Annotated in this window: 20 protein-coding genes and 1 pseudogene; 11 read left to right on the plus strand and 10 right to left on the minus strand. The window is 60.7% G+C overall.

Annotated elements, in window-relative coordinates; translation table 11 throughout:
• Positions 1-2 precede the first annotated feature (2 nt).
• Positions 3-843, plus strand: a pseudogene (locus G3N59_RS13425) (nucleotidyltransferase domain-containing protein).
• 99 nt (positions 844-942) lie between these two features.
• Here G3N59_RS13425 and gyrB read toward each other — a convergent pair.
• From gyrB to dnaA, 3 genes are all read right to left on the minus strand, one after another.
• Positions 943-3,414 carry a DNA topoisomerase (ATP-hydrolyzing) subunit B gene (gene gyrB, locus G3N59_RS13430; protein ID WP_205983121.1) on the minus strand — a complete coding sequence of 824 codons (2,472 nt, stop codon included), beginning with the start codon at positions 3,412-3,414 and terminating at the stop codon, positions 943-945.
• A 114-nt stretch (positions 3,415-3,528) separates the two neighbouring features.
• Complete coding sequence (dnaN, locus tag G3N59_RS13435; protein WP_027815932.1) at positions 3,529-4,632, minus strand: DNA polymerase III subunit beta; 1,104 nt, start codon at positions 4,630-4,632, stop codon at positions 3,529-3,531.
• Between the two features lie 300 nt (positions 4,633-4,932).
• A complete protein-coding gene (gene dnaA, locus G3N59_RS13440) occupies positions 4,933-6,543 on the minus strand; it encodes a chromosomal replication initiator protein DnaA (protein WP_241023417.1) in 1,611 nt (536 codons plus the stop codon).
• A 466-nt stretch (positions 6,544-7,009) separates the two neighbouring features.
• On the opposite strand from dnaA, the gene rpmH reads away from it, so the two are divergent.
• The 4 genes from rpmH (at position 7,010) to yidC (ending at position 9,742) form a co-directional block, all read left to right on the plus strand.
• Positions 7,010-7,144, plus strand: a complete 135-nt coding sequence (gene rpmH, locus G3N59_RS13445) for a 50S ribosomal protein L34 (RefSeq protein WP_004198824.1) — start codon at positions 7,010-7,012, stop codon at positions 7,142-7,144.
• Positions 7,145-7,229: 85 nt separating this feature from the next.
• Positions 7,230-7,691: a ribonuclease P protein component gene (locus G3N59_RS13450; protein WP_241023437.1), complete on the plus strand. Its 462-nt coding sequence runs from the start codon at positions 7,230-7,232 to the stop codon at positions 7,689-7,691.
• Positions 7,692-7,810: 119 nt separating this feature from the next.
• Positions 7,811-8,041 carry a membrane protein insertion efficiency factor YidD gene (yidD, locus tag G3N59_RS13455; RefSeq protein WP_027815935.1) on the plus strand — a complete coding sequence of 77 codons (231 nt, stop codon included), beginning with the start codon at positions 7,811-7,813 and terminating at the stop codon, positions 8,039-8,041.
• A 30-nt stretch (positions 8,042-8,071) separates the two neighbouring features.
• Positions 8,072-9,742: a membrane protein insertase YidC gene (gene yidC / locus G3N59_RS13460; RefSeq protein ID WP_205983123.1), complete on the plus strand. Its 1,671-nt coding sequence runs from the start codon at positions 8,072-8,074 to the stop codon at positions 9,740-9,742.
• 152 nt (positions 9,743-9,894) lie between these two features.
• Here the strand turns inward: yidC and G3N59_RS13465 are convergent, their stop codons facing one another.
• Positions 9,895-10,317 (minus strand): transcriptional regulator, encoded by a 423-nt coding sequence (locus G3N59_RS13465; protein WP_205983124.1) that lies wholly within the window; start codon positions 10,315-10,317, stop codon positions 9,895-9,897.
• 363 nt (positions 10,318-10,680) lie between these two features.
• On the opposite strand from G3N59_RS13465, the gene mnmE reads away from it, so the two are divergent.
• A complete protein-coding gene (gene mnmE / locus G3N59_RS13470; protein WP_205983125.1) occupies positions 10,681-12,081 on the plus strand; it encodes a tRNA uridine-5-carboxymethylaminomethyl(34) synthesis GTPase MnmE in 1,401 nt (466 codons plus the stop codon).
• Between the two features lie 208 nt (positions 12,082-12,289).
• Complete coding sequence (locus tag G3N59_RS13475) at positions 12,290-13,453, plus strand: DUF4062 domain-containing protein (protein ID WP_205983126.1); 1,164 nt, start codon at positions 12,290-12,292, stop codon at positions 13,451-13,453.
• 145 nt (positions 13,454-13,598) lie between these two features.
• Here G3N59_RS13475 and G3N59_RS13480 read toward each other — a convergent pair whose 3' ends face one another.
• Positions 13,599-14,351 carry a hypothetical protein gene (locus tag G3N59_RS13480; RefSeq protein WP_205983127.1) on the minus strand — a complete coding sequence of 251 codons (753 nt, stop codon included), beginning with the start codon at positions 14,349-14,351 and terminating at the stop codon, positions 13,599-13,601.
• Positions 14,342-14,827, minus strand: coding sequence for a hypothetical protein (locus G3N59_RS13485; protein WP_346777880.1), 486 nt, complete (start codon positions 14,825-14,827; stop codon positions 14,342-14,344). The genes G3N59_RS13480 and G3N59_RS13485 overlap by 10 nt, the downstream gene beginning before the upstream one ends.
• Before the next feature lie 394 nt (positions 14,828-15,221).
• Here G3N59_RS13485 and G3N59_RS13490 point away from each other — a divergent pair, with 394 nt between their 5' ends.
• The 3 genes from G3N59_RS13490 to G3N59_RS13500 all read left to right on the plus strand — a co-directional run bounded on the left by G3N59_RS13490 (position 15,222) and on the right by G3N59_RS13500 (position 17,337).
• Positions 15,222-15,422, plus strand: coding sequence for a hypothetical protein (locus G3N59_RS13490; RefSeq protein WP_205983128.1), 201 nt, complete (start codon positions 15,222-15,224; stop codon positions 15,420-15,422).
• A 217-nt stretch (positions 15,423-15,639) separates the two neighbouring features.
• A complete protein-coding gene (locus G3N59_RS13495) occupies positions 15,640-15,858 on the plus strand; it encodes a hypothetical protein (RefSeq protein ID WP_205983129.1) in 219 nt (72 codons plus the stop codon).
• Positions 15,859-16,302: 444 nt separating this feature from the next.
• The gene (locus G3N59_RS13500) at positions 16,303-17,337 is read left to right on the plus strand and encodes a trypsin-like peptidase domain-containing protein (RefSeq protein ID WP_205983130.1); all 1,035 of its coding nucleotides are present in this window, start codon (positions 16,303-16,305) and stop codon (positions 17,335-17,337) included.
• Positions 17,338-17,370: 33 nt separating this feature from the next.
• On the opposite strand, the gene G3N59_RS13505 is transcribed toward G3N59_RS13500, so the two are convergent.
• The 4 genes from G3N59_RS13505 to G3N59_RS13520 all read right to left on the minus strand — a co-directional run bounded on the left by G3N59_RS13505 (position 17,371) and on the right by G3N59_RS13520 (position 19,071).
• Positions 17,371-17,715 carry an ecotin precursor gene (locus G3N59_RS13505; RefSeq protein WP_205983131.1) on the minus strand — a complete coding sequence of 115 codons (345 nt, stop codon included), beginning with the start codon at positions 17,713-17,715 and terminating at the stop codon, positions 17,371-17,373.
• Positions 17,716-17,871: 156 nt separating this feature from the next.
• A complete protein-coding gene (locus tag G3N59_RS13510) occupies positions 17,872-18,012 on the minus strand; it encodes a hypothetical protein (RefSeq protein WP_205983132.1) in 141 nt (46 codons plus the stop codon).
• Between the two features lie 95 nt (positions 18,013-18,107).
• Positions 18,108-18,269 carry a hypothetical protein gene (locus tag G3N59_RS13515; protein ID WP_205983133.1) on the minus strand — a complete coding sequence of 54 codons (162 nt, stop codon included), beginning with the start codon at positions 18,267-18,269 and terminating at the stop codon, positions 18,108-18,110.
• A gap of 175 nt (positions 18,270-18,444) precedes the next feature.
• Entirely contained in the window at positions 18,445-19,071 is a 627-nt protein-coding gene (locus G3N59_RS13520; protein WP_205983134.1) for a LysE family translocator, read from the minus strand.
• A gap of 351 nt (positions 19,072-19,422) precedes the next feature.
• On the opposite strand from G3N59_RS13520, the gene G3N59_RS13525 reads away from it, so the two are divergent.
• On the plus strand, positions 19,423-19,764 hold the full coding sequence (locus tag G3N59_RS13525) for a hypothetical protein (protein WP_205983135.1): 342 nt from the start codon (positions 19,423-19,425) through the stop codon (positions 19,762-19,764).
• Positions 19,765-19,830: the final 66 nt, after the last annotated feature.

Raw genomic sequence — 19,830 nt, forward strand, 5'->3', positions numbered from 1 at the left:
ATATGGGGAGTGCTAACGATTTCAGGGCCGTGCGCAGTGCGCATCCGGTTGAGCCTGAAGTGCGCACGCGTGTGCTGGCCGAACTCGATGATGTCGAGCGCCGGCACGATGTCAAGGTGCTGTTCGCGTGTGAATCGGGCAGCCGGGGCTGGGGTTTTGCGTCGCCGGATAGCGACTATGACGTGCGCTTTGTTTATGTGCATCGGCGCGACTGGTATCTGCGCGTCGAGCCGCAACGCGATGTGATCGAAAAGCCGATCGACGATGTGCTGGACGTCAGCGGCTGGGAGTTGCGCAAGGCCTTGCAGTTGCTGCATCGCTCGAATCCGACGCTGCTGGAGTGGCTCGATTCACCGGTTGTGTATCGCGAAGATGCGCGCTGGGCGCCGCGTTTGAGGTCGCTGGCTACGGCGTTCTTTTCGCCGATGCGCGGGCGGCATCACTATCTGTCGATGGCGAAGAAGAAATCTGTCGATGGCGAAGAAGAACTTTCGCGGTTATCTGCAGGGCGATACGGTGCGGTACAAGAAGTATCTGTACGTGCTGCGTCCGTTGCTTGCGGTGCGGTGGATCGATATGGGGCTGGGCATGCCGCCGATGCGGTTCGCGGATCTGGTTGCTGGGACGGTGCGTGAGGCGACGGTGGTCGCTGAGCTTGATGCGCTGCTGGCGTTGAAGATGCGGGCAGGCGAGGGCGAGTATGGTCCGCGCCGGCCTGCGATCCATGAGCTGATCGAGGCGATGCTTGCCGAGGCTGAGCATGATCGCGAGTACAAGCGTCCCTGGGGAGAGGTGGGGATGCTGGATGCGTTTTTGCGGGATGTGCTGGTGAGTGGCGAGTGATTCGACGCGAACGAGCATCGCGTCATCAAGCAAAAGGCCCATAAGTTTTTCAACTTATGGGCCTTTTATTTTCGGCTCAGGAATTCAGGCGTTTAAACCTCAAACGTCAATATTCCCCGCACGCAGCGCATTGCTCTCGATAAACGCGCGACGCGGCTCCACATCATCGCCCATCAGCGTCGTGAAGATGCCGTCAGCGGCAATCGCATCTTCGATCTGCACGCGCAGCAGACGACGCACGGTCGGGTCCATCGTCGTTTCCCAGAGCTGCTCGGGGTTCATCTCGCCCAGCCCTTTATAACGCTGCTTCGAAACGTTACGTTCCGCATCGGCGATCAGCCACTTCATCGCGCTCTTGAAGTCGTTCACGGCCATGCTGCGTTCGCCGCGCTTGATGAAGGCGTTCTTGCCGATCAAACCCTTGAACGTATTCGCCGTGTTCACGAGCTGCTGATAATCGGCCGTGAGCTGGAATTCCTCGTCGATGACCGACACCTTCACGTTGCCGTGGTGAGTGCGCTCTACGCGCAGCGAACGCTGCTCGCGCACCGGGTCGTACATCGCCACGACGCTGACTTCCGGCTTGAGCGGATCGTCACGCAGTTGCGCTTCGAGCGCGTGCGCCGACGCTTCCGTCGACGCTTCGCTCGACAGATCGATCGCCACGCCGTCCATGATCGCTTCGAGCGCACGCACGTCGTACAGACGCGAGAGACGATCGACCACGCCACGCGCGAGCTGGTACGAGCGCGCGAGTTCGCCGAGCGCATCGCCGGCGATCGCCGTTGCGCCTTCAGTCGGCACGAGTTCCGAGCCGTTCAGCGCGAGACGCAGCATGTGCGCGTTCAGATCGGCGTCGTCCTTCAGATAGCGCTCGTCCTTGCCCGCCTTGAGCTTGTAGAGCGGCGGCTGCGCGATATACACATAACCGCGCTCGATCATCTCCGGCATCTGGCGATAGAAGAACGTGAGCAGCAGCGTGCGGATGTGCGCGCCGTCCACGTCCGCGTCCGTCATGATGATGATGCGGTGATAACGCAGCTTCTCGAGGTTGTAGTCTTCCTTGCCGATACCGCAGCCCAACGCGGTGATCAGCGTGACGATCTGCTCGCTCGACAGCAGCTTGTCGTAACGCGCCTTCTCGACGTTCAGCACCTTGCCGCGCAGCGGCAGGATGGCCTGGAACTTACGGTCGCGGCCTTGCTTGGCCGAACCGCCTGCCGAGTCACCCTCGACGATATAGACTTCCGACTTCGCCGGATCTTTTTCCTGGCAGTCCGCGAGCTTGCCCGGCAGGCCCACGCCGTCGAGCACGCCCTTGCGGCGCGTCATTTCGCGCGCTTTACGCGCGGCGTCGCGCGCACGCGCGGCATCGACGATCTTGCTGCAAATGGTCTTCGCGTCGTTCGGCGTTTCCAGCAGGAATTCTTCGAGCGCCTTCGCCACGACTTCTTCCACCGGCGCACGCACTTCCGACGACACCAGCTTGTCCTTGGTCTGCGAGCTGAACTTCGGCTCCGGCACCTTCACGGAGAGCACGCACGACAAACCTTCGCGCATGTCGTCGCCCGAGGTTTCGACCTTGGCCTTCTTGGCGATGTCGTTATCGGCGATGTACTTGTTGATCACGCGCGTCATGGCCGCACGCAGACCGGTCAAGTGCGTGCCGCCGTCGCGCTGCGGGATGTTGTTCGTGAAGCACAGCACGCTTTCGTTGTAGCTGTCGTTCCACTGCATCGCCACTTCGACGCCCACGCCGTCCTTCTCGCCCGAGATGTAGAAAATGGTCGGGTGCAGGACCGTCTTGGCCTTGTTGATGTACTCGACAAAGCCCTTCACGCCGCCCGCGAAGGCGAAATCGTCTTCCTTGCCCGAACGCTGGTCGGTCAGGCGGATACGCACGCCGTTGTTCAGGAACGAGAGTTCGCGGATACGCTTGGCGAGAATGTCGTAGTGATATTCGACGCTGCCGAAGATGGTTTCATCGGCCATGAAGTGCACTTCGGTGCCACGGTTTTCCGTGTCGCCGAGCAGTTGCATCGGCGAGACCATCACGCCGTCGCGGTCTTCGAGCACGCGGTTTTGCGCCACGCCACGGTGGAATTCCATGAAGTGCTTCTTGCCGTTGCGGCGCACGGTCAGGCGCAGGAAGCTGGAGAGCGCATTCACGCACGACACGCCCACGCCGTGCAAGCCGCCCGACACCTTGTAGCTGTTCTGGTCGAACTTGCCGCCCGCGTGCAGCTCGGTCATGACGATTTCAGCGGCGCTGCGCTTCGGATCGTGCTTGTCGTCCATCTTCACGTCCGTGGGAATGCCGCGGCCGTTGTCGGTGATCGAGATGGAGTTGTCGGCGTGGATCACGACATGAATGTCGTTGCAGTAGCCTGCCAGCGCTTCGTCGATGGAGTTGTCCAGCACTTCGAAGACGAGATGGTGCAGACCGGTGCCGTCCGACGTATCGCCGATGTACATCCCGGGACGCTTGCGCACCGCTTCCAGTCCTTCGAGGATCTGGATCGACGAGGCGCCGTAGCTGTTGTCGGGTTGCGAGTTGTTCGTATCAGTCATGGATTTTTTCCGGTTCTGCGTACTGCCTGGGTTGCTGCTCGAGACTTTTTCGAAAAGCCATAAAAACGCCAAAGGGGCGCAGCGCCCCCATGGTGTCTTCTTCTGTCGCGCTTTTTAGATGCGCATCGGCATCACCACGTACTTGAATTCCTCGTTCTCGGGAATCGTGATGAGTGCACTGGAGCTGGCGTCGCCAAGGCTCACTTGAAGCGTGTCGACCTTCAGGTTCGCGAGAACGTCGAGCAGATACGTGACGTTGAACCCGATGTCGATGGTGTCGCCCTGGTAGGCGATTTCCAGTTCTTCCTGCGCCTCTTCCTGGTCGGCGTTGGTCGACATGATCTTGAGCTGGCCCGGCTCGATGATGCAGCGCACGCCCTTGAACTTGTCCGACGTGAGAATGGCCGCGCGTTGCAGCGAGCGCTGCAGTTCTTCGCGGCCGATCTCGAAGGTGTTCTTGTGCGCCTTCGGAATTACGCGCTGGAAGTCGGGGAACTTGCCTTCCACGAGCTTCGAAACCAGTTCGACCTGACCGAAGGTGAACTTCACCTGGGTCGAGCCGATGTCGATCTTGAGCGTGTCGTCGATATCTTCGAGCAGGCGTTGCAGCTCGAGGATGGTCTTGCGCGGGATGATGACTTCCTGGCGCGCGAACGAGCCTTCGATCTTCATCGACGAGAACGCAAGGCGGTGGCCGTCGGTGGCCACGGCCATCAGCTGGTCGCCGTCCACCACGAGCAGCATGCCGTTCAGGTAGTAACGGATGTCCTGCTGCGCCATGGCGAAATAGACCATGCCGAGCAACTGGCGGAAGGTCTTCTGCGGCACTGCGAGATTCGCGCCGAAGTCCTTGGCCTGCGCCACCGTGGGGAACTCGTCCGCGGCGAGCGTCTGCAGGGCAAAGCGGCTCTTGCCCGACTGCACCGTGAGGCGCTTGTCGGCGAGCGTGAGCGTGACCTGGCCGTCGGGCATCGCGCGCAGGATGTCCAGCAGCTTGCGCGCGGCGACGGTGGTGGCCACCTGGTCGTTGCCGACGCCGAAATCGGCGGTCGTGGTGATCTGCAACTCGAGGTCGGTCGACAGGAACGAGACGTCGGGACCGTTTTTGGTGATCAGCAGATTGGCGAGGATCGGCAACGTATGGCGGCGTTCGACAATGCCGCTCACCGTTTGCAGCGGCCTCAGCAGGTTATCGCGTTCGGTCTTGACCAGTTGCATAGAGTTCCTTCGTTGATGTGGCGGTCTGCGCATCCCGTCCAGGGCACGCCAGTCGTGGCGATAAACCCTGGCGCCGCCCTGCAGCGCAGGCCGCGGCGTGAAATCCGCGGGCGGTCCAGCCGCCCGCAGTTAAACCCATATTGTGCCTGAAAACGGACCACTTCCCTAAATTGGGGGCGATCCGGGAAATAAACAGTGCCCCGGCAGCCAGACCGCCGGGGCACCCGTGCATTTCCAGTTCTTTTTTTCTGCTTGTTGCGGGACCGCTGCCGGACGGCGCCGGCTCCGGCCCGCCGCAGATCAGCCCTTGAGCGTCTGCTCCAGCACGTGAAGCTCGTGGTTGAGCTGGGCGTCCTTGGTGCGCTCGTCGGCGATCTTGCGTACGGCGTGCAGCACCGTGGTGTGGTCGCGCCCGCCAAACAGCTCGCCGATTTCCGGCAGGCTCTTCTGCGTCAGCTCCTTGGCCAGGTACATCGCGATCTGGCGCGGCCGCGCGATGTTCGCCGGGCGCTTCTTCGAGTACATGTCGGCGACCTTGATGCTGTAGAAGTCCGCCACCGTTTTCTGGATGTTTTCCACCGAGATCTGGCGGTTCTGCACCGTCAGCAGATCCTTGAGCGCTTCCTTGGTCAGCTCGATCGAGATCTCGCGGCCATGGAATTTCGAGTACGCGAGGATCTTGCGCAGCGCGCCTTCCAGCTCGCGCACGTTCGAGCGCAGATGCTTGGCGACGAAAAACGCCACGTCTTCGTTCAGGCTCACGCCTTCCGATTGCGCCTTGCGCATCAGGATGGCCACGCGCATTTCCAGCTCGGGCGGCTCGATCGCCACCGTCAGGCCGGAATCGAAACGCGAGATCAGACGGTCGTCGATACCCGAAATTTCCTTCGGATACGTATCGCTCGTGATGATCACCTGCGCCTTGTTGGCAACCAGCGCCTCGAACGCGTAGAAGAACTCTTCCTGCGTGCGCGACTTGCCCGAGAAGAACTGGATATCGTCGATCAGCAGCAGATCGAGCGAGTGGTAGTAACGCTTGAAATCGTCGAATGCCTTGCGCTGGTACGCCTTCACCACGTCGGAAACGTACTGTTCCGCGTGGATGTAGCGGATGCGCGCGCCCGGCTTGTCGACCAGCAGCTGATTGCCGATCGCGTGGATCAAGTGGGTCTTGCCCAGACCCACGCCGCCGTACAGGAACAGCGGGTTATACGAGATGCCGGGGTTGTCCGCGACCTGGATGGCCGCGGCGCGGGCAAGCTGGTTCGCCTTACCGGTCACGAAGTTATCGAACGTGAGCACCGGGTTGAGCTTCGAGCGCTCGTAGGTCGGGTCCGGCTCGGCGCCGTTGGCGGCGGCAGCCGCGGCTGCGCTCTGGCCCGGGCGCCAGCTGCGGCGGCCGGCGGCGGCTTCATTGGCGTCGAGGCTCGGCAGATCGAGGTCGGCGGCGTCGTCACGTGCGGCGGCGGCTGCGGCGGCATTTGCCTGGGCAAGCTGGGCAGCGGCCAGCGCTGCCGAACCCGGACCGGCCGGGCTCATTACGTTTGCTTGCTGGGATGCCTGATACGCGGGGGCTGCCTGCAATGCCGGCTCGGCGGCCGGCGCGCTCGCCAGCGGCGCGCGCGGTGCTGCGGGGGCGGTCGCAGCAGGCGCGCGCATGCCCGCCTTCGGATCGAGGACGAACTGCACGTCGACCGGCGTCTGCCAGAAATCGCGCGCCAGATCGGTGATCCGGCCCGAGAACTGGCTCTTGACCCAGTCGAGCTTGAAGCGGTTAGGAGCAGCTATCTGCAGCGTGTTCGCCGCAGCGTCGAAGGCAACCGGGGCCAACGGCTTGATCCACGTCACGTACTGCTGGGGCGTCAGCTCGCGCTCCAGTAGTGCGGAACAGTGTTGCCAGAAATCGTTCATCGAGTTGCTGTGGTCGTTTTGTTTGCAGGCATTGCGGCCGCGCCGCGCGTGTCGCACAAATGCAACGGGCCCTGTCGGGGCGACGGCAAATGCTCCGGAAGCCCGCGCGGCAAAGGGTTTGCGGCAAGCAGGCGGGCCGGAGCGGCATGCAGGATTCTTGGGATAGGCGAGATTCTAACGCCGATTTCTCCTGGCCTGGGAGTTATCCACAGGGACGGATCAACGCATTGCGTGTTCGTGCCCCATCCATATGGCCAGGTCTCAACGTGACCACAACCTGGTCGCGCGAGGGCGCCGTCAGGACCAGACCAGGGTAATTTCACGCTTCTCGATACCCTAAGCTATTGACGGCCAAAGAAAAACGGGATTAAATAGAGGGTTCCGCGAAAACCAATCCCTTGTACCACCGGCCATTGCTTTTTTCCGCGATGCTCGCCGCGGTCATTTCTCAACAAGTGAGAGCAACATGAAACGTACTTACCAACCTTCCGTTACCCGTCGCAAGCGCACCCACGGCTTTCGCGTGCGCATGAAGACCGCCGGTGGCCGCAAAGTGATCAACGCACGCCGTGCGAAGGGTCGCAAGCGCCTCGCGATCTAAGCGACGTTGCACAAGTGTTGTCGATAGCATCGCTATCCGCACGATTGATAGCGAGCCTGACGTGACACTGCCGGAACAGCCGGAATTGCCGGAAGAATCGGGCAAAGCGGAGGATGTGTGCGCCGCCACGCTGCGAACGCAGGCCGCTTTCCCGAAGGCCGCAAGGCTACTGAAAACGGATGAGTTCTCATCCGTTTTTCGTTTGCGCCCCTGGCGCCGCTCCGCACACTTCGTCGTGTACGGCCGGCCCACGGGTCAGGACGCGCGGCTCGGGCTCGTGATCGGCAAGAAGTACGCGCCGCGCGCGGTCACGCGCAACCTGGTGCGTCGCATTGCCCGCGAGACGTTTCGCGTGCGCCGCGCGCAGTTCGAAGGTTTCGACCTGCTGCTGCGTCTGCATACGAAATTCGACCGCAAGGCCATGCCGGGCGCCTCGTCGCCGCCGCTCAAAACGCTTTGCCGCACCGAAATCGAGTATTTGCTCGAAAAAGCGGCGCGAGAAATCGCAAAGTGCAACGCGGCACCGCCAGCGCCCGCAGCTTCATGAGCACGCTGCGCGAACCGCGGGTTTGCGCCGCCGATGCTTCACCCGCCACGTTTGCGGGTGCGGCAAGATGTCCGTCTTCGCTGTCTGTCTTTCTCGCGGCGCTGTCTGGCCGCCACGCCATGCAAACGGTACTGATCGCTTTACTGCGTTTCTACAAGCTTGCCGTGAGTCCCTATCTCGGCAACCGCTGCCGTTTTTACCCTTCCTGTTCGGATTACGCACGCGAGGCAATCCAGTATCATGGCGCCGCGCGCGGGACTTACCTCGCCGCCCGGCGGCTGTGCCGCTGCCATCCGTTTTCGGCGGGTGGCGTCGATCCGGTCCCGCCTGCATCCCCGAATAAGCGCTGATGCGCCATTCCATCGACACTGAGACAACGCATGGATATCAAACGCACCGTCCTATGGGTCATCTTCTTCATGTCAGCGGTCATGCTGTACGACAACTGGCAGCGCGACCATGGACGTCAGTCGATGTTCTTCCCGAGCGCGACGCAAACGCAGACCGCCGCCAGCGGTGCAGCACCCGCCAGCGCGCCTGACGCCGCTTCCGACCTGCCGGCAGCCGCCGCAGGCCAGGCGCCCACCGGCACGGCACAACCCGCCGCCGCCACCGCCCAGCTCGTGCACTTCCACACCGACGTCTACGACGGTGAGATCGACACGCGCGGCGGCACGCTCACGAAGCTGTCGCTCGTGAAGGAAGGCGACGGCAAGCAGCCCGACCAGTACATCACGCTGTTCGATCACACCAAGGATCACACGTACCTCGCCCGTACGGGTCTGCTCGGTGGCGACTTCCCGAACCACAACGATGTCTACACGGCGGCGCCCGGTCCGCGCGAACTGAGCGGCGACGCCGGTTCGTTCCAGATCAGCCTCGATTCGCCCGAAAAGGGCGGCGTGAAGGTCACCAAGACCTACACGTTCACGAAGGGCAGCTATGTGATCGGCGTGGACACGAAGGTGCAGAACGTCGGCAGCACGCCGGTTTCGCCCACGCTCTACATGGAACTCGTGCGCGACAGCCAGCCGGTCGAAACGCCGCGCTTCTCGCACACCTTCATCGGCCCGGCGGTGTACTCGAACGAGCATCACTTCCAGAAGATCTCGTTTAGCGACATCGACAAGAACAAGGCCGATTTCGTCAACCAGGCCGATAACGGCTGGGTGGCGATGGTGCAGCATTACTTCGCGACGGCATGGATTCCGCAGCAAGGCGTCAAGCGTGACATCTACGTCGAGAAGTTCGACAACTCGCTGTATCGCGTTGGCGTGAAGCAGCCGCTGGGTTCGATCGCGCCGGGCGCGACCGACAACATCCAGGCGCGTCTGTTCGCCGGTCCGGAAGAAGAGCGCATGCTCGAAGGCATCGCGCCGGGTCTGGAACTGGTGAAGGACTATGGCTGGGTGACGATCATCGCCAAGCCGCTGTTCTGGCTGCTGGAGAAGATCCACAGCTACGTCGGCAACTGGGGCTGGGCGATCGTGCTGCTCACGCTGCTGATCAAGGCCGTGTTCTTCCCGCTGTCCGCCGCGAGCTACAAGTCGATGGCGCGCATGAAGGAAATCACGCCGCGCATGCAGGCGCTGCGCGAACGCTTCAAGAGCGATCCGCAGAAGATGAACGCCGCGCTCATGGAGCTGTACAAGACCGAGAAGGTGAATCCGTTCGGCGGCTGTCTGCCGGTGGTGATCCAGATTCCGGTGTTCATCTCGCTGTACTGGGTGCTGCTGTCGTCGGTGGAAATGCGTGGCGCGCCGTGGATTCTCTGGATTCACGACCTGTCGCAGCAAGACCCGTTCTTCATCCTGCCGGTGCTGATGGCCGTCTCGATGTTCCTGCAGACGCGTCTGAACCCGACGCCGCCGGACCCCGTCCAGGCCAAGATGATGATGTTCATGCCGATCGCATTCTCGGTCATGTTCTTCTTCTTCCCGGCCGGTCTGGTGCTGTACTACGTCGTGAACAACGTGCTGTCGATCGCGCAGCAGTACTACATCACGCGCATGATGGGCAAAGGCAAGAACAAGGAAAAGGAAGCCGCGTAAGCGAGTCGTTTCCTGGCTGTAAAAACAAAGCCGCCTGGCGTCACTGCCAGGCGGCTTTTTTCATGGCTGTTCGTATCGCGTGTGACGTTGGTCAAACCGGGCGTGCGCTATTGGCTTGACGCCACAATGCGCGCTCGGGCGATACTAGCCAGCTAGATCTTCGCGGCGCCGCCGTAGAACTGCGTCACCAGTTCTTCCACAAGGTAGCGGTGATGCTCGCTCAAGGACTGGATCTTCGAAGCCAGTTCGAGGGTTTCCTCGGAAAGCGGGTATTTGTCGTCGGGCTTGCGGGGTTTGGGCACCGCCGGCGTGTTCTTGCCCGGCGACGGACCGTAATGCAGCCAATGCACATCCACGTCGAACCAGACGGCCAGTGTCGCCAGCTTGTCGTTGGTCGGAATGGTGCGCCCGCTCAACCACTTATGGGCGGTTTGCGGCGAAACGGGTTGATCGCCGTGATGGCGCAGGTTGAACCGGTTTGCGAGATCGGTGCTGCCGCGCAGTTTTTCGGGCGCGCGCTTCATGGCGAACTTGAGGCGTTCGGAGAAGGCGGCTTTTTCTTCGGATGTGGGCATGACGCTGATTGTGCAATCGGCTTTCATCGAAGTTGACAACCAGATAGGCTACATATAGCTTATAAAAGCGACAAATCGCCTAAAAACGCAACTACCTCAACAAGTTGATGCCTGGACGAAAAAGCACATGGGCTGGTTATTTCTCCCATCTGGGCGCGCTTTTTGTCTTAACGTGACTTGTTAAACTTAAGACAAAGCTTATCTAATTTGAGATAAATTAGGACGGCTCGCGTCCAAAAGCCTCAACCCGGGTGCGCCCAGCCCTCGCGTTACAATCCAGGCACTTTTCGCGCACTCGTCCGGGTCTGACCGGCGTCGCGTGATATCTCTCCATTTCTCCGATTCACTTCGATTCCTCCCGCCATGCTCGCCACCGATACCGATCCCATCGTCGCCATTGCCACTGCGCCCGGTCGCGGCGGAATCGGAGTCGTGCGCGTGTCGGCCGGCCGCGCCGGTGCGGCGGCCGCCGAGGCGCTCATGCAGGCGCTCACGGGCCAGACGCTGACCGCGCGCCATGCGAGCTACGTGCCGTTTTTCGACGGCGCAGGCACGGTACTCGATCGCGGCATCGCCCTTTACTTTCCGGCGCCGCATTCGTACACCGGCGAACACGTGCTCGAACTGCAGGGCCACGGTGGCCCGATCGTGCTTCAACTCGTGCTGCAGCGCTGCATCGAAGCGGGTCGTGCCTTCGGCCTGCGCCTTGCCGAACCGGGCGAATTTACGCGCCGCGCCTTCCTCAACGACAAGCTCGACCTCGCCCAAGCCGAAGCCGTCGCCGACCTGATCGAAGCCAGCACCGAAGCCGCCGCGCGTTCGGCGGGCCGCTCGCTCGACGGCGCATTCTCGCGCGACATCCACGCGCTGGTCGACGATGTCGTGACACTGCGCATGCTGGTGGAAGCGACGCTCGATTTCCCCGAGGAAGAGATCGATTTCCTCGAAGCCGCCGACGCGCGCGGCAAGCTTGCGGCCATTCGCGCGCAGCTCGACCATGTGTTGTCCGAGGCGCGCCAGGGCGCGCTGCTGCGCGAAGGGCTCGCGGTGGTGCTCGCGGGGCAGCCGAACGTCGGCAAATCGTCGCTGCTCAATGCCCTCGCGGGCGCCGAGCTTGCCATCGTCACGCCGGTGGCCGGCACGACGCGCGACAAGATTTCGCAGACGATCCAGATCGAAGGCATTCCGCTGCACATCATCGATACGGCGGGGCTGCGCGACACGGAAGACGAAGTCGAAAAAATCGGTATCGAGCGCACCTGGAGCGAGATTGGCCGCGCCGATGTGGTGCTGCATCTGCTCGACGCGCGTGTGGGAATGACAACGGAAGACGATGCGATCGCCGCGCGTTTTCCGGCGGGTGTTCCGGTGGTGCGCGTGCTCAACAAGACCGATCTGACCGACGCGGCGCCGGAAGTGGGCAAGCGCACGACCGATCATGGCGCGGAGCTTTGCGAAGTGCGCCTGTCGGCCAAACAGGGCGATGGCGTGGCGCTGCTGCGCGCCGAACTGCTGCGTATCGCAGGCTGGCAGGCGGATGCGCAGAGCGTCTACCTCGCCCGCGAGCGTCATCTGATCGCGCTGCGCGCGGCGCGCGAACAACTCGCGCAGGCGGCGGATCACGCGCAGCAGAATGCGCAGTCGCTCGATCTGTTCGCCGAAGAGCTGCGGCTTGCGCAGGAGTCGCTGAATTCGATCACGGGCGAATTCACGTCCGATGATCTGCTTGGGGTGATTTTTAGCCGGTTTTGTATTGGGAAGTAGTCAGTTCCTAATATTTGACGGTTTTGCTCCGAGAATGCCGATAAATCCTATTTTTTAAGATTTTCGCATTGGAGGCGCAAGATGCGAAATCTTCGCAGTTGCCGGATCGATATAGTGGAATATCAACCTTGACCTTGCCCCCGTTACTTCACGGCAAGCTTATTCTCAGAACGCAACCTTCCGCTCTCGCATAACAATCGAGTCATAAATGCCACGAATCTCGACTATCGTACAAGTGTTTGTAGCGTCTCCCTCCGACGTCGCGCCAGAGCGCGAAGCGCTTGAAACATTGATTGCAGAGATGAACCGCACATGGAGTGCTGGGCTGGGTATCATGTTCGAATTGGTGCGCTGGGAAACGCACGTAACCCCTATGATGGGCGGTGATCCACAATCGCTAATCAATGGCCAAATCGGCGATGACTATGATGTATTCATCGGAATCTTGTGGGCGAGGTTTGGAACACCAACGCCTCGGGCGATGTCAGGCACGCAGGAGGAGTTCGAGCGTGCCTACGCAAGGTTGAGCGCAGACCAAAACGCACCGCTGATAATGTTTTACTTCAAAGAGGCGGCAATACCTATTTCAAGGATTGATCCCCGACAAATAGAAAGTGTTCAAAAATTTCGCTCTTCTCTTTCAGATAGAGGCATCTACTCTACTTTTGAGGACTTGGACGCATTCGTTACTTCAGTTCGCGGACACCTCTCCGCAGTTGCCCAGCGATTCGCGCGACAAAGTGCAGACCCGATCGCCATTCCAGCGCCCCCAAAATCCGTTGAATTGTCCATTGAGCCCATTCGCGAAGACGATCTTGGCTTGCTGGATTATGTCGAAATATGTAATGCGAGAATTGAAGACATGGTCGCGGCGATGGAGGTCATCGAAGACGCGACTGAACGTGTCAGTGTACAGTTTACGGGGCATACCGCCGCACTGACAGAACTGACAACGGTTGGCACTTCGCCTTCACCGAAAACAGTGAAGAGGCTCATTAAACGTTGCGCCGATGACATGGAAGCCTTCGCGGGTATTCTCAAGAGCCAGACTATGATTCTGTCATTGCATCGTCAGGCCGCGTTCGACGCGCTAGATAAATCCTTGACGCTAAGTCATGAGATTAATGCTGAAAATAATTCGGACCTTCAAGAGCTTTATGAATCTCTCAGTTCGCTGCAACGAAACTTGGGCGGACCAATGCATCAACTGACAGGCTTCAAAGAAACGACGGCCGCTTTACCCAAAATGACAAGCGACTTGAACAAAGCAAAGCGACTCGTCGTTGGCCAGTTAGACGCGTTGATTGAGGAGCTTGAGAAGACTGGCAGCACAACAGGCAATGTTCTGCTTTCGATCGAGCGAATGCTGTGAGAAATGCGCGCCCTACTGAAAAATTCGATAAAGGAGCGCCCCTTTGCTTCCTGCGGTAATGCACGCAGATAGTAAAAGGCTGTTCACAACGATGCCCGGCGACGCATCAACGATGCGTAACATCAGGAATTGATACATTGACCAACTAGTGCAGTTGCTGCTCTATCAACTTGGGCAGATTGGATTCGCTGAACGTTACCGTCTTTCCGGTGTAGTAATTCGCGCGCTCAAACTGGGCCTTTCCGACTGCCGTCTGGCTTTCCGCAATTGCCAGAACGAACCCCGGCTTGTTTTCGAGGCGATATTGCACGTGGATGACTTCCGCCTCGAGCAATCGAGTCGCATTCGTTGCGGCGATGACCAGAAGCGGGACCGCGTGATCGATGATGTAGTCGGCCTTCATCCCGCCAGCGATAGGCAATTCCACGTCCGCCCGGTAGGCTACGCCCAGTGTCGAGGCGGTCTCTGCCATGACTGCCGCCAATCGTTCCCGGAAATCACTGGCCTTTTTGGAACCACGGGCAGTCGCGATGGAAAAAAGTTGCTGGGCCGCCTCAGCGACGCGAAAGATATAGGGCGCAGTCAGACGTTCATCAGCGGCAATGGCTGACAGGACTTCGTCTTCCGAGAATGTGGCCGGCGAATAGCACAGGGTTTCCTCAACCCATCGAGTAACGGCATCCGACTCGACGTCGCCGCCCGCCATGCTCGCATAGAGCGCAGCCTCCCCGTTATCGTCGATCTTGTAGCCATCTTTCGTAGGGCGCACCCGGATGACAATCTGATCGCCGCTCCCGGGGTATTCGAGGGGCGTAACAATCCGCTGCACGCCTTTTTCGTCAGCGTGCACGTCAAATAAATCGCAGATGGTCCGTTTCAGGTTGGAGGTCAATTCCATAAGTCGCCCGCTTGCCCGAGCGCGATGCCAGCCGCCTGGCAGAACACGGAAATCAGTCGCTTCCGATCGTCAGAGAGCCTGGGATCGAACATACGACTGGATTTTAATGCCAACTCCGGAGCCCCGGGGAGTAGCCGATCGGTGTAATCCAGTTCGGTTTCGCACGGTACTTTGATGTGAACGCCCTTGTGACTCGGATGCCAATGGAACTCGAGAAGTGGCGACAGCGAGCCATTCGGCAGCCCACACAAGAGATACCCGTAAAACCTGGTATCGGTAAGGATGTCTCCGTTGCCCCAAATAAACAGGACCGAGTGCGTCTCGGAGACGGGAATCAGGTCGGTTGCTGAATATCGTGCGCCACCCATCCTGTGAAAAGGCTTCGGCAACTTGCCTCGCTTCATCTGCCGGAACGTTGGCATGTTGCGCAAGCGCTTCGGAGCGGTCTTGTGATCTGCAAGGTCGCGACGCTTCACAGTCTGTCCTTCAGGCGGTTGGGTGAGGCAAGCTAGCACGCTCGCTCATCCAGTAAAACCTGCCTGATCTGACTGCTTGCGAATGATCTAAACGCTTTCAGTTATCTCCAGAGACGCGATGGGACACAACACACGAAGAGATCTGGAGCGCGCTCGTTAGTCGTAATTTCACCGGGTTTTCCACTTCACGACATCGACTTGACGTCGCGTAACAAGCAGGATGCCGAATCAAATTCAAAATCAGAAAATAGTAAGGATAGTGAACCAATCCCATACCACTTTCGCCGACCACCCAAGCCACGCACAACAATCGTTACGGCAGTAACCAGCGGTCACACATCGTTTCGTTTTCAAACCTCGCTATTGCCCACAATAAGCGCATTAGGAGGACGTCATGAAAACGATTCGATTCTTCTGTGCATTGGCACTCGCCGCCGGGGTTGCGACCCTCACAGGCTGTGTCGTCGCCCCGCCTTATGCGTATGCGCCGGCACCGGCGTATGGTTACGGTTACGCTCCAGGTTATTACGCCGCGCCTTCAGTCGATATTGGGGTCGGCGTCGGTGGCTATTACGGCCATGGCTGGCGTCATTAAGGACACTGGCACAACACCAGGATATCTCCTGGATCAAGCTTGTCAACCAGATAGACAGTGCGCTGGAAAGCCCGCCTGGCGGGCTTCGCGCGTCACCCTATCTCGACCCTCTCACCCCCTATCAATTGTGATAGCTAGGCACCGGCTACCAGCGAACTAGAGTGACCTCACGGATCCAATTAATGAGATCCGAACTAATCCGGGGGGCCGAAACAAAATGATGTTTATCGATCAGGAAATCGCGCACATCATGCGCGTCATGGTGCCGTCACTGTTGACGGATGGCACGGTGCCGATTCTCACGGTCGAATACTGGCATCGCCGTCTTTCGAACCTGCTCGATACGGCCCAGCTCTCGCAAACCCAATTTCGTACGATCGACTCGCTGATGACGCAACTCGAGCGTCTTCAGGTCAAGGCGCGCCTCGCTGCCTGACGAGTCGACCGGCGCGCAGCCCATCCCGCGATACACCTAAAAAGGGCGCCGCAATACCGTTTTGATTTACCTCGCCATGTAACCCGAGCATGGATTAAGCCCGCCTCAGTGCGGGCTTCTTTCTTTTTGGACGGCGCATACGCCCGTCGCGCTGCCAGGTTTCCGAAGCGCAAAAAATAGCCGCGGCAGGGGCCGCGGCGAAAGGCTTTGCCAACTACTAACAACACGGCGCGAGGGGACGTCGCCGCGAAACCATTGTCGGGGCTCTTATCAGGGCCTTCAATGGCTACGAGGCCGATCTGACAATCGTTGACCTTCGGCTATCACTCGCGATTTGCCCCTTAAATCTGACTCGCCGCGCTGATCACCCGAGGCCAGCGCCCCTCTTGAAAACGCCTCGCGCTCCCTGCATGTACGGCCCACTTTCATCGGAGAATTCTGATCGTGGGAAGCCGTCCATCCTTCATCGACGATCTCGCGCGCGACCTCGCAGCCAGCCGCGCGAGCCCCCGTCCCGCTGGCGACGAGGCCTTGCTCGACGCCTATTCGCAAACCGTCATCGGCGCGCTCGAGCGCGTGCAGCAGGCCGTCGCCCACATCGCGGTCGAGCGCCGCGCGCCTGCGGGAAGCTCAGGCCCCGTTCGCGGCGGCACCGGCTCGGGTTTCCTCTTCACGCCCGACGGCTATCTGCTCACCAATAGCCACGTCGTACACGGTGCCAGCGCGCTACGCGTCACGCTGGCCGATGGCGCCATCTACGAGGCCGATCTGATCGGCGACGATCCGAGCACCGATCTCGCCGTCCTGCGCATCGGCGCGAGCGAGGTGCTGTCGCACGCGGAACTCGGGGTATCGGCGACATTGCGGGTCGGGCAGATTGCAATTGCCGTCGGCAGTCCGCTCGGCCTTGCGCAGACCGTGACCACGGGCGTGGTCTCGGCGCTAGGACGTTCGTTGCGTTCGGAGTCCGGACGAATGATCTATGACGTGATCCAGACCGATGCCGCGCTCAATCCCGGCAATTCGGGCGGGCCGCTCGTCAATTCGGCGGGACAGGTCATCGGCGTGAATACGGCGATCATTCCGGGCGCGCAGGCCATCTGCTTTGCCACGGCGATCGATTCGGCGAAATGGGTCATCACGCAGTTGTTCGCGCATGGGCGCGTGCGCCGCGCGCACGTGGGCATTGCAGGGACGAACGTGCCGATCGCGCGCAAGGTGCAACGCTTTTTCGGGCTCGACTCGACGAGCGGCGTACGGGTGATGGAGGTGGTGAAGGGCGGTCCGGCCGCGCTGGGCGGGCTGCGCGTGGACGATACGATCGTGGCGATCGACGGCTTGCCCGTCGATGGAATCGATGCGCTTCAGCGTCTGCTGGACGCCTCGCGCATCGGTCGTGCGGTGGAATTCACCGTCGTGCGGCTCACGCAGAAACTGACCTTGATGCTGACGCCCGTCGAACAGGCGCTGCTGGCATAGCGAAGCGGGCGCGCGGCCCGCTTCCTCCAGCGCTTACCAGCCCGGCTGACCATAGCCGCCATACTGCGGCGGGGGCGGCGGCGGTGCGCAGGGCACATAACGGCCCGAGTACTGGTCGTAGCAACCCGCCGGAGCCGGCGCGGCGGCATAAACGGGCGCGGGCTCGGCATAAACCGGCGCGGCTACCGGAGCCGGTTCGGCGTAGACGGGCGGCGCAGCATACACTGCCGGGCCGCTGACCGCGGCGCCCACAACGGCGCCAATCAGCGCGCCACCGACGAGCGCGCCCACCACATCGCCGCCATTACCGTGCGCGCTGGCCGGATTCGCCGCGACCACACAACCTGCCATTACCAGTACGGCTGCAATCTTACGCATGATGTTCTCCTCGAGAACCTTTGAAAACATGCGAGCCATTGTCGCCGCGATGAACCATTACAGGTGCTGCAAGTGGTAACGACGAATTACGCAGACGATGAATTACGGTCTGGGCGTAATTAAAGGGAAGGTGAACAGCCCGAATCCCGAGCGGATTCAGGCGTCGTGTTCCGCCTTATCAGGCGGTGAGTCGTGCCGCCGGCCTGCGCCGGGACAGAGCAACGAAAGCGCGATGGAGCAAACCATCAGCGCGAACAAGGCGACGAAGTACGTCATCCAGGAGAACTCGAATTCCACGAGTGCCTCCATCCCTCGCCTGCACCGTGAGCAGCCGGATTAGCGCGTGGGCACGCCAGCCAGGATCGCTCCCGGCCACCGCGCACCCGCTGCCCTCAGTGGTGCAGGATGCTGCGCAGCGGGTGACGCCAGTCGATATGAGGAGCGCCCGACTCTACGCGCATCCGATGCTCCTCGAGGATTTCATCCGAAAACAGAAAAACCACAATGACGAGGGGAATAACCAGAAACGCGCCCAGTATTACGTGTTCGATCACGATAACCTCCTGGTTGTCAAGCGATTGCGACTTCATTGTAGCTGGAAAGCGACAGCTTGTACTGGGGGCGAATACTGATTCATCGGAAGCAGGGTGCGCCGCCGCACGTACTGATCAGAGCAGGCGGCGTGCCCATGCATTCCCGGGTCGACCAGGGCGCTTCAGCGGCGCTGCGTCAGCTCGCCGATCTCTTCCAGACCGCCGCAAAAAGCCCCGCGCCGATCAGCAGCGAGCCACCGGTGCGATTGATCAGCCGCTGCACCCGCGGGCTGCGCACGGCGCGGCGTGCGGCCGCCGCAAGCAGCGCGTAGCCAAACGCATTGAGCGTGGCGAGCACGAGGAACGTGGCTTCGAAGATAAGGATTTGCGGCATCGCGGCGGTGTGCGGATCGATGAACTGCGGCACGAACGCCACGAAGAAAATGAGGCTCTTGGGGTTGAGCGCGGTCACGGCGTAGGCGTGAGCGAAGATGCAGCCCGTGCGCGTTTCGGAGATATCGGCGGAATCGGTGTTCATGACCGGCGCGCGCCAGAGCTTGATGCCCAGATAGATGAGATACGCCGCGCCGACCCACTTGAGCATCGAGAACAGCGTCGCCGATGCCGCGAGGATCACACCGAGCCCAAGCATCGACGCCGTCATCGCCGTGAAGTCGCCGAGCGCGACGCCAGCGGTGGTGGCCAGTGCATAGCGGCGGCCGTGGCCGAGCGCGTAGGACACGACGAGCAGCACCGTCGGTCCGGGAATGGCGACGAGGATCGCCGATGCAATCGCAAATGGCAGCCAGTGAGCAAGCGTCATGACGTTCTCCAGTGGGGATGCCCGATTTATCCACGAAGATTCCGGCGGCGCAAGTGCCTGCCTGGCATGGATTTTCTTCAGCGTCTGGCGAGTTCTGCGCGACTTTTCGCGCCCCTGCCGGCGAATTGCGCATAGCCAGTATGTGCGTCGCGGCAACCCGGCGCGGCGCGCGCTGTGCACAATCGATGCGCGGTCCTGCTGCATCCGCACACAAGAACTTCTTGCGGTCCGCGCACGGTCTCCTAGATTCAAAAATGTGGGTCGGGAGTCGCCGTTAAATACATAGCTAACCTGAATAAAATTCCCGCCGCTCCAGCAGGACCGGAAAGGACCCGGAGCGAGGAGGCAAACATGAAAAAACACTTCGCCGTGGTGGCGCTCGCCGCTGGTTTCTTCTGCGCTGTTTCCGTCCAGGCTCAGGACGCTGCGATCAAACCGCAGCAGACAGTGCAACTCAAGCCCGGCTCCTACGGCTGCCTGTCGAAAGACAAGCTCGACGCCGTTTCCCTGCACGAACAAGCCGGCGAGCATCAGCAGATGCAGGAATATTTCGCCGATTTCCGCTGCCTTTCCACGCCGGATAACCAGACGTATCGCGTCGTGCGCGTGGTCGGTCACGACGTCGAATTCGTGAACGCCGCTAACGCCGACGATCAGGGTCTTTGGACCAGCGATCGCTCGATCAGGCAATAAGCGGATAACAAGCAGGCAAACAGTCGATGAAATACCGCGCGCGGCGAGCCCGCGCGTCATGGCGCC

Source organism: Paraburkholderia sp. Ac-20340 (assembly GCF_017104965.1).
Classification (GTDB): domain Bacteria; phylum Pseudomonadota; class Gammaproteobacteria; order Burkholderiales; family Burkholderiaceae; genus Paraburkholderia.

Excerpts from the sequence above, each read along its gene's own strand:
- gyrB (WP_205983121.1), bottom strand. The coding sequence starts at position 3,414 with ATGACTGATACGAACAACTCGCAACCCGACAACAGCTACGGCGCCTCG.
- dnaN (WP_027815932.1), bottom strand. The coding sequence starts at position 4,632 with ATGCAACTGGTCAAGACCGAACGCGATAACCTGCTGAGGCCGCTGCAA.
- dnaA (WP_241023417.1), bottom strand. The coding sequence starts at position 6,543 with ATGAACGATTTCTGGCAACACTGTTCCGCACTACTGGAGCGCGAGCTG.
- rpmH (WP_004198824.1), top strand. The coding sequence starts at position 7,010 with ATGAAACGTACTTACCAACCTTCCGTTACCCGTCGCAAGCGCACCCAC.
- yidD (WP_027815935.1), top strand. The coding sequence starts at position 7,811 with ATGCAAACGGTACTGATCGCTTTACTGCGTTTCTACAAGCTTGCCGTG.
- yidC (WP_205983123.1), top strand. The coding sequence starts at position 8,072 with ATGGATATCAAACGCACCGTCCTATGGGTCATCTTCTTCATGTCAGCG.
- G3N59_RS13465 (WP_205983124.1), bottom strand. The coding sequence starts at position 10,317 with ATGCCCACATCCGAAGAAAAAGCCGCCTTCTCCGAACGCCTCAAGTTC.
- mnmE (WP_205983125.1), top strand. The coding sequence starts at position 10,681 with ATGCTCGCCACCGATACCGATCCCATCGTCGCCATTGCCACTGCGCCC.
- G3N59_RS13475 (WP_205983126.1), top strand. The coding sequence starts at position 12,290 with ATGCCACGAATCTCGACTATCGTACAAGTGTTTGTAGCGTCTCCCTCC.
- G3N59_RS13480 (WP_205983127.1), bottom strand. The coding sequence starts at position 14,351 with ATGGAATTGACCTCCAACCTGAAACGGACCATCTGCGATTTATTTGAC.
- G3N59_RS13490 (WP_205983128.1), top strand. The coding sequence starts at position 15,222 with ATGAAAACGATTCGATTCTTCTGTGCATTGGCACTCGCCGCCGGGGTT.
- G3N59_RS13495 (WP_205983129.1), top strand. The coding sequence starts at position 15,640 with ATGATGTTTATCGATCAGGAAATCGCGCACATCATGCGCGTCATGGTG.
- G3N59_RS13505 (WP_205983131.1), bottom strand. The coding sequence starts at position 17,715 with ATGCGTAAGATTGCAGCCGTACTGGTAATGGCAGGTTGTGTGGTCGCG.
- G3N59_RS13520 (WP_205983134.1), bottom strand. The coding sequence starts at position 19,071 with ATGACGCTTGCTCACTGGCTGCCATTTGCGATTGCATCGGCGATCCTC.
- G3N59_RS13525 (WP_205983135.1), top strand. The coding sequence starts at position 19,423 with ATGAAAAAACACTTCGCCGTGGTGGCGCTCGCCGCTGGTTTCTTCTGC.